This is a genomic window from Lysinibacillus sp. FSL L8-0312, assembly GCF_038003285.1.
GTDB lineage: Bacteria > Bacillota > Bacilli > Bacillales_A > Planococcaceae > Lysinibacillus > Lysinibacillus fusiformis_D.
This window is the reverse complement of sequence record NZ_JBBOOV010000001.1, coordinates 1,223,976-1,237,265: the sequence shown is the minus strand read 5'-3', so window position 1 is coordinate 1,237,265 and position 13,290 is coordinate 1,223,976. Positions and strand designations below refer to the sequence as shown.

13 protein-coding genes are annotated in these 13,290 nt (G+C 37.4%); 7 read left to right on the top strand and 6 right to left on the bottom strand.

The window, feature by feature from the left end; all coding sequences use genetic code 11:
* Positions 1–344 precede the first annotated feature (344 nt).
* From MHI22_RS06380 to MHI22_RS06370, 3 genes are all read left to right on the top strand, one after another.
* Positions 345–2,105: an ABC transporter ATP-binding protein gene (locus tag MHI22_RS06380; RefSeq protein WP_058844551.1), complete on the top strand. Its 1,761-nt coding sequence runs from the start codon at positions 345–347 to the stop codon at positions 2,103–2,105.
* A 121-nt stretch (positions 2,106–2,226) separates the two neighbouring features.
* Positions 2,227–2,451, top strand: coding sequence for a PepSY domain-containing protein (locus MHI22_RS06375; RefSeq protein ID WP_036123527.1), 225 nt, complete (start codon positions 2,227–2,229; stop codon positions 2,449–2,451).
* 239 nt (positions 2,452–2,690) lie between these two features.
* A complete protein-coding gene (locus MHI22_RS06370; protein ID WP_036123529.1) occupies positions 2,691–3,110 on the top strand; it encodes an SRPBCC family protein in 420 nt (139 codons plus the stop codon).
* A gap of 55 nt (positions 3,111–3,165) precedes the next feature.
* Here MHI22_RS06370 and MHI22_RS06365 read toward each other — a convergent pair whose 3' ends face one another.
* From MHI22_RS06365 to MHI22_RS06345, 5 genes are all read right to left on the bottom strand, one after another.
* A complete protein-coding gene (locus tag MHI22_RS06365) occupies positions 3,166–4,632 on the bottom strand; it encodes a spore germination protein (protein ID WP_036123533.1) in 1,467 nt (488 codons plus the stop codon).
* Positions 4,632–5,756: an endospore germination permease gene (locus MHI22_RS06360; RefSeq protein ID WP_036123536.1), complete on the bottom strand. Its 1,125-nt coding sequence runs from the start codon at positions 5,754–5,756 to the stop codon at positions 4,632–4,634. The genes MHI22_RS06365 and MHI22_RS06360 overlap by 1 nt, the downstream gene beginning before the upstream one ends.
* Before the next feature lie 148 nt (positions 5,757–5,904).
* Positions 5,905–6,795, bottom strand: coding sequence for an RsiV family protein (locus tag MHI22_RS06355; protein WP_036123538.1), 891 nt, complete (start codon positions 6,793–6,795; stop codon positions 5,905–5,907).
* Positions 6,788–7,306 carry a sigma-70 family RNA polymerase sigma factor gene (locus tag MHI22_RS06350; RefSeq protein WP_036123541.1) on the bottom strand — a complete coding sequence of 173 codons (519 nt, stop codon included), beginning with the start codon at positions 7,304–7,306 and terminating at the stop codon, positions 6,788–6,790. The genes MHI22_RS06355 and MHI22_RS06350 overlap by 8 nt, the downstream gene beginning before the upstream one ends.
* A gap of 153 nt (positions 7,307–7,459) precedes the next feature.
* Entirely contained in the window at positions 7,460–8,227 is a 768-nt protein-coding gene (locus MHI22_RS06345; RefSeq protein ID WP_141903695.1) for a sulfite exporter TauE/SafE family protein, read from the bottom strand.
* 215 nt (positions 8,228–8,442) lie between these two features.
* Here MHI22_RS06345 and MHI22_RS06340 point away from each other — a divergent pair, with 215 nt between their 5' ends.
* Positions 8,443–8,868, top strand: a complete 426-nt coding sequence (locus MHI22_RS06340; protein ID WP_340811415.1) for a hypothetical protein — start codon at positions 8,443–8,445, stop codon at positions 8,866–8,868.
* A gap of 75 nt (positions 8,869–8,943) precedes the next feature.
* On the top strand, positions 8,944–9,936 hold the full coding sequence (locus MHI22_RS06335; RefSeq protein ID WP_036123551.1) for an LLM class flavin-dependent oxidoreductase: 993 nt from the start codon (positions 8,944–8,946) through the stop codon (positions 9,934–9,936).
* A gap of 436 nt (positions 9,937–10,372) precedes the next feature.
* On the opposite strand, the gene yfkAB is transcribed toward MHI22_RS06335, so the two are convergent.
* Positions 10,373–11,485, bottom strand: a complete 1,113-nt coding sequence (yfkAB, locus tag MHI22_RS06330; protein WP_036123554.1) for a radical SAM/CxCxxxxC motif protein YfkAB — start codon at positions 11,483–11,485, stop codon at positions 10,373–10,375.
* 276 nt (positions 11,486–11,761) lie between these two features.
* On the opposite strand from yfkAB, the gene MHI22_RS06325 reads away from it, so the two are divergent.
* Together MHI22_RS06325 and MHI22_RS06320 are read left to right on the top strand one after the other, a co-directional pair.
* Positions 11,762–12,466, top strand: coding sequence for a YjjG family noncanonical pyrimidine nucleotidase (locus tag MHI22_RS06325; protein ID WP_271910151.1), 705 nt, complete (start codon positions 11,762–11,764; stop codon positions 12,464–12,466).
* 147 nt (positions 12,467–12,613) lie between these two features.
* Complete coding sequence (locus tag MHI22_RS06320; RefSeq protein ID WP_340811413.1) at positions 12,614–13,249, top strand: 50S ribosomal protein L25/general stress protein Ctc; 636 nt, start codon at positions 12,614–12,616, stop codon at positions 13,247–13,249.
* Positions 13,250–13,290: the final 41 nt, after the last annotated feature.

Sequence of the window (13,290 nt, the reverse complement as noted above, 5' to 3'; positions counted from 1 at the left end):
AAGAAAAAGACCTCTGCCTAAAAAACAGGCAAAGGTCTTGCTAAGCAATTAACTGTTCATTCCACAGAATAAATTCTGTGTGACAAAAAATGCCAACACACCCGATGGTAAGATACCATGTAATGACGAATGTGAAATCAGATGCATCGATCGCATCTGCTAGCTACTCCCCTTTGACAATAAAGTCAAAAGCTATTCAATTCTTACTTTTATAATAGCATGTGACAAAATGAAAGTAAATAAAAATATACTGCTATGGGGAAAAAATACTTTTCCGTTACCATTGCACAAATGGTACTATTAAAAGATAGGCGAAATTTTTACAACTTAGAAAGGAGACAAACATGTATAGAAAATTTTTTTCCTATTACAAGCCACATAAACGATTGTTTGTCATCGATTTTTCGAGTGCTATTATTGTAGCCATTTTAGAGCTTGCCTTTCCGTTAGCTGTACAGTGGTTTATCGATGAACTGTTGCCATCAGGCGATTGGGGCATGATTGTAAAAGTGAGTGTGTTATTGCTGCTTGTATATGCCATTAGTACTTTTTTGAACTTTATCGTCAACTATTTAGGCCATAAACTTGGCATTAATATTGAAACAGATATGCGACAGGAATTATTTACACATGTACAAAGACAATCATTCCGTTTCTTTGATAATACAAAAACAGGTCATATTATGAGTCGTATTACTAACGATTTATTTGATATAGGGGAGTTTGCTCATCACGGGCCAGAGGATTTATTTATAGCGATTATGACCTTTATTGGGGCCTTTGCTATTATGTTTAATGTGAACCCAACGCTCGCTTTGATTGCAGTGATTATGGTGCCGTTTTTAACATGGCTAGTGACCTTTAGTAATGTCAAAATGAATAATGCATGGAAAACAATGTACGGCAAAATTGCTGATGTCAATGGACGTGTGGAGGACAGTGTATCCGGTGTGCGCGTCGTAAAATCCTTTACTAATGAAGCTTTTGAAATTAGCCGATTTAAAGAACAGAATGGATTTTTCCGTGCGGCAAAATTATATGCCTATAAAATAATGGCAGGAACACACTCCAGTATCTACATGATGACACGCCTTTTAACATTAGTGGTACTTGTTGTCGGTGCTTGGTTAAGCTTTAATGGAAAGCTTTCTTACGGTGAACTAGTAAGCTTTGTCTTATATACGAATGTTTTGATTAAACCAATTGATAAAATTAGTGCATTATTAGAGCTTTATCCTAAGGGGATGGCTGGCTTTAAGCGCTTCCGTGAATTAATTGAGCAGGAGCCAGAAATTCAAGATCGTGAGGATGCCAAGGTCATCAAGCACTTAGCAGGTGATATCGCATTCAACAATGTTCATTTTAATTATGATGCATCGAAACAGGTTTTACGTGATCTATCATTTGATGTAAAAGCCGGACAAACCATTGCCTTTGTTGGACAATCAGGTGCGGGTAAAACAACGATTTGTTCGTTAATTCCTCGATTTTACGAGGTGACAGAAGGTGCTATTACGATAGATGGTATTGATATTCGCAATATGACGCAGGCTTCATTACGTGCTCAAATTGGTATCGTACAGCAGGATGTCTTTTTATTTACAGGGACGATTCGTGAAAACATTGCCTACGGAAAATTAGACGCAAGTGAAGCAGAAATTCGAGAGGCAGCGAAAAAGGCCCATTTACAATCATTTATCGCAGAGCTGCCAGATGGCTACGACACGCAAATTGGTGAACGTGGCTTGAAATTATCAGGGGGTCAAAAGCAACGATTAGCAATTGCTCGTATGTTCCTGAAAAACCCACCGATCTTAATTTTAGACGAGGCAACTTCTGCATTAGATACAGAAACAGAAATGATTATCCAGCAATCGTTAACAGAGCTAGCTGAAAATCGCACAACATTAGTTATTGCTCACCGATTGGCAACTATTCGTAATGCAGACCGCGTGCTAGTTGTGACATCGAACGGTATTGAAGAAGATGGTACATATGATGAGCTAGTGGCTCAAAATGGACTTTTTGCGAAGCTTCATCATATTCAATTTCGTAAGGGACAATCGGAACAAAGCAGACAACAAGATTTTGTTGAACTAACGTAGAGAAATGGGGAGATTGTTTTAAAACAATCTCCCTTTTCTATTTGACACATATTCTCAAGCATTGTCATAAAAACACATACATGCATAGTATAGGTTTATGTAGCAAGGGGAGGATGATTGAATGGTTATGCCATCAAATAATCAAAGGATATCTCTTCAACAAGCCATGCAAATTGCTGTACAAAGAGTACCAGGTCAAATCATACATTATGGCATGGATATGGAAAACGGGACTTTGGTCTATGAAATATTTATTTTGACTGCTCAAAATAAGATTTATGAAGTTGAAGTAAATGCAAAGACAGGTGTCATTCGAAAAATAGAAGAAGAGAATGATTACGACTAATTCTTGTTTTAATAAGCATAGCTCAAGTACTCAAATGATTTTGAGCTTGGGTTTTTTTTATTGATCATGAAAAGGCCTCAGCTCGTTGATTAAAAGCACACTTAGTATAGAAATAATTAGTAATGTTGAAGCGGGATTAGATAGGTTAGCAAAATTTTTGAATGGTGAAAGGAATAATACGCAAAAAAATCGAATAGAACAATCACTAGTAAAAATGATGAAATAGATGAGGTGAAGTAATGGATAACCAACAAATCATTGGTCAAACAAAAAGTGTAGGCTTTCAAGTAGGGGTTAGAAGGACATTTCCAATTTCACAGGAGCAAGCATGGGCGCTTATTACGACGGCAGAAGGAGTACATTCCTGGTTAGGAGAAGGTACTACGATTATTTTTGAAGCTGGGCATAAATACCATTCAAGGACAGGGACAGGGGAAATCAGGATTGTTAAACCATTAGAGCAGCTTCGACTCACGTGGCAAAAAGAAGCGTGGTCAAGACCATCCACTGTACAAATCCGTATTCTACCTAAAGAACGACATAAAACGACGATTAGCTTTCATCAAGAGCATCTTTCTGATCAGACTGTACGAGAAGAAATGAAACGTCATTGGGAAAGCGTGCTAGACAGTATCAAAGAAAGGGCACAAACTATTTGAGTGTACAAAGAATAGCATCCCTACCATTTTTGAAGGGATGCTATTTGCTTTGTTTTTAGGACTCTTTGTTTTCGTGACCTTTTGATGTTCGTGTATAATCCTGAGGAGCAAGTGCTTTGTTACGCTCTGTATAGCCCTTAGGTGATAAACGAAAGATGGATTTTTTAATGGTAGCCCAATTTAAATCTGTTGCCAGATTCATGTAGGAGTAGCCATAAATGCGAATATTACATAGGTAAAGGAGTGTTAAATATAATGAAACAAAGAAGCCAAACAGTCCAAAAAAGGCACTGGCAAAAATAAAGGCAATCCTTAAAATACTAACGGATGTAACAAGCGATTGATTGACCAATGTAAAAGAGGCAATAGTAGAAATAGCAATCACAACAATCATTTCAGGACTTGTTACCCCTGCTCGAATGGCAGCATCTCCGATAATTAATCCGCCTACCACACTGATGGTCCCACCAATAACAGAGGGTAGACGTAAGCCTGCCTCACGAAACAATTCAAACATTAGCAACATCAAGAGCATTTCAAGCGAAGAGGGGAGCGGTAAGCCCGATTTAGCCTGCACAACGGTTGCGAGTAGCTGTAACGGTAATTGATTTTGATGATAGGTCGTTAAAGCTAGCCAAAATGCAGGCAGTAGTAAGCCGATTAAAATACCTGATATCCTTAATAATCGTTCGAGGGAACTGAAGATAATAGGATATTCATTATCCTCAGCCGATTTAAGTAATAAAAACAGATTGACTGGTGTTACGACAGCATAGGCAACACCATCAACAAAAATTATAAATCGACCTCTTGCTAAGGCTTGAACGGCATAATCAGGTCGCCCTGTGTAATCAAACTTTGGAAAAAGCTTAGAATTTTTATTGACCCGTTCCATCAATAAATCACCACTAAATACAATATCTGTATCTACGGCTGCTAGCTGCTTTTTAATCCCATGTAAAATATCCATATCCACAATATCATCAAAATAAAGTATAGCAACCGTTGTTTTTGAACGTTTCCCAAGCTCCATTTTTTCTACACAAAAGGAATTGGTTGGCAATCGTTTTCGTAACAGTGCGATATTGACGCGAATATCTTCAATGAAATTATCCCTCGGTCCTTTAACAAGAACCTCCATGCGCGTTTCTTCAGGTTGACGATTAGGTTTATGCGCAATATTACTAGCATATAAAAGATTATCTTCATCAAAATACAGCAACAGGAAACCACTATAAACAAATGTAATTAGCTGTTCCTTGTCTTCTATTTTTTGAATACTCGGAATATGAAGATGCCTAGCAATATTCTCTTCAAGGGGGACCTCATCCAAATGGTCAAATAAATATTGAATACGTTCAATAATCACTTCATTGAGCATTTGTTGATCAATCATCGCATCACATGTAATGAAGTGTACTTTTTGCTGATTAAAGGTGTATTCTTGAAATTGAATATCTGCCGATTTTTGAAATAATTTTCTGAGCGTACTAAGATCTAGCGCCTGCTCGTGCTGAGGCATTACGATTCACCACTTTTCATGTCTTGTTTTTCAGTTTTCCCCTTTTTAGAAGATTTATCCGACAAGAAAGCTACGATTACGAAAAAAATTGACAGGGCAAAGAAAAAGATAAACGTAGAAGTTAGGATATAATTTCCTTTTACCTTTAAAAATAAATTTTCATTTAACATAATGAGTGGCAAGCAAAGTATAAAGAAGGGAGGAGCAAGCATTTGCCATATTCGCTTCGGATTGCCGGTCATTTTTAATAAATCTGCCACGATATACAAAAGGAAGCTAACGCGAATAAAGGTCCCTGTTAGCCATTGGTAAATAGAGAAAAAGTCTAGATGTTCAATATAGCGCCCGATTGTCACTAAACCCCATTCTTCATAGGCAGGATAGCGTTGTTTAGCCGCTTCACTTGGTCCAAATTCGGTAATGGCTCCAATTAATGGCCCTAATGTGAGTCCCACTAAGATCGATAGCATAATGACAAAGTGATACCACCGAATTCGTTCTTTAAATTGATGTTGTAAAAATAGTAGCATTAAAAGCTCTATGAACCCTGATGCTGGGAAAATCATGCCTCGAAAAACGGGCTGGAAACCATGTTCAAAAAACGGTCGTAATAAATCATAGTCTTTTACTTGTAGGTTGGTAAAGGCAACAAAAAAGCCAAACACCACAACTCCGAATAACACAAAGACATTTAAAATCACAATTGTCTGCAAGCTCGTCGTCACCAGAAGAATACACAAAATGGTATAGATAAATAATAGGATGATAACGGGCGTTTGCGGTAAAAATGTTGTGTTAACCCATTGCAAGGTTTCAACCATCGTAAAAGCTGTAATAATCATTATAAAAATGACAATTGTATAAATGACAATAGAAGAGCCAATGTTTCCGATTTTTTCGTTTAACCAGTCTCGAATGGGTTCCTGTTTAGACTTCGATTGAATATATACTAATAGAAATAGCCAAAAGAAAATGACTCCTCCAGCAAGTAAAACCGATAGCCAACCATCTCTTTTGGCTACATCTAACAGCGGGGGAATAATCGTTACATGATTTTTTAAGCCAATAACAGTCATAGATAGGAAGATGACATGTAAAATACTGATTGATCCTACACCTTTCATGATGAAAACCCTCTAACATTGATTGATACATACTAGCTTAGACAAAAAAAGTCATTTTTATAAGCAAAAAATGGCATGACCTCATGAAAAAACGAGGTATTTGATGATTCAATCGTCAAATACCTCGTCCTATGAATAGTAAGCTCAATTAGTGAATATATTTTGTGCTAACTAGATCTCCTTTTAGCACATCTGTTGGGATTTCAAATTCTACAACTCCCATATAGCCTGGTGCTACTTCGTATTTATCGAAGGAAATCACTAGTTTCCCTTGATCTGAAATATAGAATGGTTGATCTGGTTTAATGGTTGTAAATGCTTCCATTAATTCTTCATCGGGAAGGCCTGCGCCTTTCACCCAGTAAATTTTTTCTTGATTAGATTCTGCAATTTGTGTACGCATTTGTTCCTTAATATTTTCACTAATTGTCTCAACATATTGTTGATCTTTAAAGAGCATTGGTAGTGTAATTAAAATTTCATTTTGCTTGTCGATTGTATCGTATTGCATGACCGTTGAAGAGGAAGCAACCGTATTCACCACATAACGGCCAATCGATAAAATTTGGTCATTATCTGTTTTGATTTCAAAGCCGCTATCAACACCTAAATGTCCACCACCACTAGCTTTTAAATCTCCAACCTCAGCAATAAAATTATCATAAAGGGCTTTCCCCTCTGCACGATATTTTTCATTTAAAGCATTGGCAAGCTCTTGATTCTCTAAATTTTCAATGGAAGGAACTTGAATGTTGGCATCATAATTATCTTCTGCCACCTCATATTCAGTCCAAGTTAATACTTTCACCACACTACCAACAACAGGTATTTCAGAAAGTGTTCGTGCCATTGCAGGGCTAACATTTAAACTAGCTGTAAACAGCATAGCCGCAGCCGCTGATCCAAGTAGCCATTGTGGTGTGCGATTTTTTTTCTTTTTTCGACCTTGTTTTAGTGCACTTTCAACCACAAAGTCTAGCTCCTTTGGAATAGGAACCTCCATATATTGTTTTTCTAATTTTTGTAATTTTTTATCCATGTGCAGTTTCTCCCTTCACATCTTCCAATTGTATTTTCAATAGTTTTAACGCTTTATAAAGACGCGATTTGGCTGTACTCAACTTAATATCAAGGATGTTCGCTACGTCAGCGAGCTTTAAATCCTCAAAATAATGGAGAATGACAACCTCACGATACATTTGTGGGAGCTCATCCAACGCATGCTCCAAGTCTACATTCTCATAAACATCCTCTTGAGCTGGCGTTAAATATTGTAATGTATCATCATCTGTTACTTGTAAGCGTTTATGCTTACGCAAAAAATCAATGGCCGTACGGACAACTATTTTGTAAAACCAGCTTTTCATATAGGTCACATTTTCAAGTCGATCTAATGAGAGCATGGCTTTTTGGATACTGTCCTGTACAACATCTAGTGCGTCCTGTTCATTTTTTGTATAGCTATACGCGAGCATATAAAAACGCTCTTTTTGTTCACGAATGAATTGGACAAACACCTCTTCATGTTGAAATGCATTTCTTGTTTTCATGTCCAAAGAAGCTCCTTTTTTAACATTGTCAAATTGTATACACTATCTAGACGTGCGAGTAGAGGGAAAAAGTTTAATCCAAGAAAAAAACTTACCTCGATTGAGATAAGTTTTATCCTTCAATAGTATCGGCATACATAAGCATAATGCTGATTATGAAAAATAGTCATATGTATTTTTCAAGAGTAATAGAATGGTCACAACGATAAATAATTTACGTACATAGCCACTGCCGCGTTTAATCGCAAATTTAGAGCCAACAATAGCACCTGCAATTTGTGCAAGTCCCATCGGTAGACCATAAGCATAATTTATTTGTCCTAAGTATATAAACATAAGAAGGGCAGCTATATTACTGCCAAAATTTAAAAATTTTGCATTTCCTGCTGATTGTAAAAAGTCAAAACCAACCATAAGAAAAGCAAAAAGTAAAAATGAGCCTGTTCCAGGACCTAAAAAGCCATCATAAAATCCAACTAGTGTGATCACCATAACAAAAATGAGATAACGTTTTGGTGTTAATGTTTTATAGCTCGATATACTTCCCCAGTCTTTTTTGAAAATGGTGTAGATAGCCACTGCTGCAAGCATTATCAGCATTAGTGGCTTGAGAACACTGGGGTCCATTAAGTGGACAATCCAAGCACCTAACATAGAGCCGAAAAAGACAAAGGGGAATAACTTATAGACGGCTTTAATATCTAGCTTGCCAGAGCGATAAAATGTCACTGTGCTAGTCAGTGATCCCATCGTACCTGCTAATTTATTTGTTGCTACTGCAGCAGAGGGTGGAAGACCAACAAACATAAGGGCGGGTAAAGAAATAAGGCCACCGCCTCCCACCACTGAATCAATAAATGCTGCTAAAAAACCAAAAAGAAGTAAGATCATTAAAATATTTACATCTAAATCAAAAGGCACAACAGGTCATCTCTTTTCTATCATAATAATCTGATAGTAGCGAACTGAAGATAAGCTGTAAATATACTATCGATTATTTTTGGGCTTAAGTACATGGAGAGGTTTTATAGAAAATGAATGTAATTGCTACATTATTCAAATAATTTCTACTTGAAGTCATTATTTTGATGTATTATGTAAATGATGGTGTTTTTACGTAAAGGGGACGTGATGACATGAGTTTAGGAAATCATCTACGCGTATTTCTCTGTGTGGTTTTTATGGGAGTGCTTGTAGGATATGTCTTTAATGCAAAAAAAGATATAACAGACCATGATTATATTGATATCGTAAAAGAAGGCTATTTGGAGAATTTTTCAGATGTCACAGTTCGAAATGCGTTTAATTATGCTTTTTTTGAACCGTACTGGCGTTATTATCAAGCAAAAACAGGGGAGCAGGTTGTTGAATTATCGGGTGATATTACGTTTCAAGGTGTAAAAGGACATGCTATCTTACAATTTGTTGTCAACGAACAAACGCAGCAATTCTCACTTCAGGCGATGAAATTTAAAGATGTAGTATTGAACCAGCAGCAACAACAAAAGCTAGTCGGCATGGTCTATCAAACATGGGAAAAGAAACAACTAGCTTATGAGTAAGGTTTTTTATTTTGTAAATCATCCAAACTGTATTACAGTAAAAGGGGGAGCTTAGAGACAGAGAGGATGTTTTAAATGAGATTAAGTATGTTAGATCAAATGCCCATTCCAAAAGGTCATTCTGCAGAGGAAGCCTTCCAACGTACAGAACAACTGGCACTACTAGGTGAAGAACTTGGCTATCATCGTATGTGGCTAGCTGAACATCACAATAGTCAGTCACTAGCAAGTTCAGCTCCTGAAGTGACCGCCGCTTTTTTAGCTGCGAAAACAAAACGTCTTCGCATTGGCACAGGTGGCGTTATGATGATGCATTATTCGCCTTATAAGCTAGCAGAGGTATTTAAGACATTATCTGGTTTAGCACCGAATCGGATTGATTTTGGTGTGGGTAGAGCGCCAGGTGGCGACCATGCCGCTATTTATGCATTAGCAGAGGGAAGACGTCAACGCTTCACGGAACAGTATGATAAGCTCGAAATCGTTTTAAAGCTGATGAATAATCAAAAAACAGGTGAGCATGTCTATGATCAAGTCATCGCAGCCCCTGCTCATATTTCATTACCAGAGGCTTGGTTACTAGGATCGAGTGGACAAAGTGCTATGCAGGCTGGACAGCTTGGAGTAGGCTATTCATATGCACAATTCTTCACTGGCAATATGTCGAAGGATATTTTTGATGCCTATAAATCCTATTTTACGCCTTCTTATTATATGGAAAAGCCACAAATTATTGTGACATATGCAGCAACGGTTGCACCAACTTTAGAAGAAGCGGAATATTTGGCAAAACCAATTGATATCTCTCGTCTTCAACTGATGAAGGGGCAAATCATTCAAACGATGTCACCAGAAGAAGCAAAGGATTATCCGTTGTCGGAAATGGATAAAATGACAATTGATAATAACCGTAAGGCGAATCTTGTTGGGACACCAAAAGACATTGCTGCATTTTTAATCGCTGAGCAAGAGAAGTATGGTTTCGATGAAGTCATGCTGAATTGTAATCAATATGAACTAGAAAGTCGTTTGAATACCTACAAATTCCTGGCAAAGGAATTAATATAGAACAAATAAAGCTTGATAAAATCACCTCGTGTATGTAGTCGTCGAGGTGATTTTTTATTGGCCATGGGCTTGCACACAACATAGAAAAACCCGGAAATAAATTTCCGGGTCTGATTACCACTACATTTTTTTCTCCATGACACACTGCCTCGCTTCCGTATAGGATCTTAAGATATTCCTAAGAAAACTGTACTTTACTCAGCTTTGATGGTCCTTCTGAGTTATCGATCAATCGCACTCATCGGGTTAACCCTCCCAGTCATTGGATTTGAAGTGAAATCTTTAATAGTATAGACCATTCATTATTTTTTATACCTTGTTGAACAAATTATAAAAAATATAAATTAAGTAAATAAGCAATTTAGTGAAACTCTTCTTGGATCAAACTTTGGTCAATATGGAGGTTATCTATTTAAAGTTACTTACTGGAAAACATTTATACGCGAGCAGAGCCACTCACAAATGCGGCATCTTGATAATACATATTTTTCACAAGAACATTTGGCCCTAAGCATTTGACTGCTGGACAGTGGCAGTTGAGTGATTTTGCTAAGTCAGTTGTCATCCATTTATCAAAAATGGCTGGTAGCTCGTCATGCACAATATTGCCAAGTGCTGGTGTATCACCAAAATCTGTAACGATCACATCGCCTGTGAAAATATTGATGTTTAATCGAGAACGACCGTCTGGGTCATTTCGCATTGTGACATTCTTCGCTGTGCGCAGACGGTGCAGCAACTTTTGATCCTCTTCATTCCTACTGCAAGGGTAGAATGGGAGTGTGCCAAATAGCATCCATGTATTTTCATCACGAATATCAAGTAGATGGTGAATGGCTTCACGCGTTTCTTCTAATGATAAAGAACTAAGTGCACTTGCGAAGTCTGATGGGTACATTGGGTGTACCTCATGTCTCGCACACTTCATTTCCTCAATGATTTGATGATGGATATGCTCTAAATAAGGCAATGTTTTTTTATTTAACATCGTTTCAGCAGATACCATAACACCATGCTCAGCTAGCATTTTAGCATTATCAATCATGCGTTGGAATAAAGCTGCACGTTGGTCATAAGTTGGTTTGCGCTCCATCATGGCAAAGCCGGTTTCTACAAATTCATCAATCGTTCCCCAGTTATGAGAAATATGAAGGACATCTAGATAAGGGGCAATCAATACATAACGAGCTGGCTCTAATGTTAAGTTGGAGTTAATTTGTGTCCGTACGCCTCGTTCGTGTGCGTATTTTAAAAGCGGCAATACATAGTTTTGAACAGACTTTTTACTCATCATCGGTTCTCCACCTGTAATGCTGAGTGTTTTTAAATGAGGTATCTCGTCTAAGCGCTGTAAAATTAAGTTTATAGGTAGTGCCTCAGGGTCTTTATTTTGTAATGTATAGCCTACTGCACAGTGAGCGCAGCGCATGTTGCAAAGATTAGTAGTTGTAAATTCAATATTTGATAGTGTCATTTGTCCATGCTGTTCCACATCTAAATACGCTTCCCATGGATCAAAGACAGGTGTTATTTTTTGTAAGGTCGTCATCTTTCGTACATCTTCCTTTCTAGCATTCTATTGTCTCATATTCATCGAAAATTTCAAATATGAAATTACCGAACGGACTATTTTAGGACTAGACGAACATTTTTTTACCCAATATAGGAAAATGTTCACCGTTCCATATGGCTAGCAATTGAAGAGTTAAAGCGCATTGATGTCCTAATATTCTGTTATAGGACATTTTACTGTTATTTCTTATAAAAAACGTTATCATGGTAGAGAGTAAATAGTCACAATGCATCGAAGAAAGTGGGAACAGATATGACGAAATATGAGACACTATTGTTTGACGTGGATGATACGTTACTAGATTTTGATTTAGCTGAAAATGCGGCGCTGGACCGCATGTTTAAAGAGGAAAACATAGCTACTACGCCAGAGATGATTGCCCGTTACAAGGAGATAAATGAGACGATGTGGCGAGCTTTTGAGCGTGGGGAAGTAACAAAAAATACACTACATAATACACGATTTGCAATTGCTTTAAAAGAATTTGGGATAGAGGTTGATGGCGTCTACTTTGAATCGCTGTTCCAAAAATATTTACAGGAGGCACATCATTATGTGGATGGGGCTTATGAAGTCATTGCTCAATTAGCCGAAAGTCATCATTTATATGTTGTGTCAAATGGCATCACGATGACACAAAATAAACGATTAGTGGATGCCAATTTAGCACAATATTTTAAGGGTATCTTTATTTCGGAGCAAACGGGCTATCAAAAGCCGATGCCAGCCTTTTTTGATTATGTATTTGAACGGATTGATCATTTTGATAAAGCTAAAACGCTTATTATCGGTGATTCTTTGACGTCAGACATAAAAGGTGGTTTACTATCAGGGATCGATACATGCTGGTTTAACATCCATAATGTTGAAAACACGAGCGACATTGAACCGCATTATGAAATTAAAAAATTGCATGAATTACATGGGTTATTAAATAAAAAAATAGCTCTGTATTAAGAAATACGGCACTTCCTTTGCTATCTAGACAAAGGAAGTGTTTTTTAGTTTATCATCCGTTTTTTCATCAAACAATGTAGGTATAAAATACAACAGAAAAGGCAAAACCTTTTATGAGACTAGTTTCCATGAAAGGGGAAATATTCGATGAATATGGTTTTAACTGCCAGTAAACGTCAAAAAGGACGACAATCTTCATTAACACAGCTTCGACAAAATGGGGACATTCCTGGTGTTGTCTACGGCTTTCAAATGGAATCAACAGCGATTACGTTAGATGCTAGAACCTTTGCAAAACTGTTAGCAGCACATGGTACGAAAAGTGTTTTTCAACTAGATGTAGAAGGAAAACGAATTAATGCCGTATTAACAGAAGTACAACGTTGTGCATTAAAGGGCAATGTTAAACACGTTGATTTTAAGTCCATCAATATGTCAGAGGAGCTAGAAGTGGACATTCCAGTAACAGTGACTGGTCATGCTGTCGGTGTTGCGGATGGCGGTTTCCTGCTACAGCCAAATCGTGAGGTACGCATCAAAGTGAAGCCAACTGAAATTCCAGAAACTATAGAAATTGATGTTACGAATGTAGCGATCGGCACGTCTCTTTATGTAGGAGATATACGTCGGCAGTTTTCATTTGAAATTTTACAAGAGGATGACTTTACATTAGCAACGATTACACCACCACCTGCTGAAAATGTACAAGAAGATGATACTGTGGATGGTACACCAGAAGTGATAGAAGCAACAGGACAAAACGGTGCTGAACCAGAAGCATAGAGGAAAGAGGAGCCATTTTACGCTATGTAAGCGGCTCCTTG

Coding starts and splice junctions, on each gene's coding strand:
- MHI22_RS06380 (WP_058844551.1), top strand. CDS start 345: ATGTATAGAAAATTTTTTTCCTATTACAAGCCACATAAACGATTGTTT.
- MHI22_RS06375 (WP_036123527.1), top strand. CDS start 2,227: ATGGTTATGCCATCAAATAATCAAAGGATATCTCTTCAACAAGCCATG.
- MHI22_RS06370 (WP_036123529.1), top strand. CDS start 2,691: ATGGATAACCAACAAATCATTGGTCAAACAAAAAGTGTAGGCTTTCAA.
- MHI22_RS06365 (WP_036123533.1), bottom strand. CDS start 4,632: ATGCCTCAGCACGAGCAGGCGCTAGATCTTAGTACGCTCAGAAAATTA.
- MHI22_RS06360 (WP_036123536.1), bottom strand. CDS start 5,756: ATGAAAGGTGTAGGATCAATCAGTATTTTACATGTCATCTTCCTATCT.
- MHI22_RS06355 (WP_036123538.1), bottom strand. CDS start 6,795: ATGGATAAAAAATTACAAAAATTAGAAAAACAATATATGGAGGTTCCT.
- MHI22_RS06350 (WP_036123541.1), bottom strand. CDS start 7,306: ATGAAAACAAGAAATGCATTTCAACATGAAGAGGTGTTTGTCCAATTC.
- MHI22_RS06340 (WP_340811415.1), top strand. CDS start 8,443: ATGAGTTTAGGAAATCATCTACGCGTATTTCTCTGTGTGGTTTTTATG.
- MHI22_RS06335 (WP_036123551.1), top strand. CDS start 8,944: ATGAGATTAAGTATGTTAGATCAAATGCCCATTCCAAAAGGTCATTCT.
- yfkAB (WP_036123554.1), bottom strand. CDS start 11,485: ATGACGACCTTACAAAAAATAACACCTGTCTTTGATCCATGGGAAGCG.
- MHI22_RS06325 (WP_271910151.1), top strand. CDS start 11,762: ATGACGAAATATGAGACACTATTGTTTGACGTGGATGATACGTTACTA.
- MHI22_RS06320 (WP_340811413.1), top strand. CDS start 12,614: ATGAATATGGTTTTAACTGCCAGTAAACGTCAAAAAGGACGACAATCT.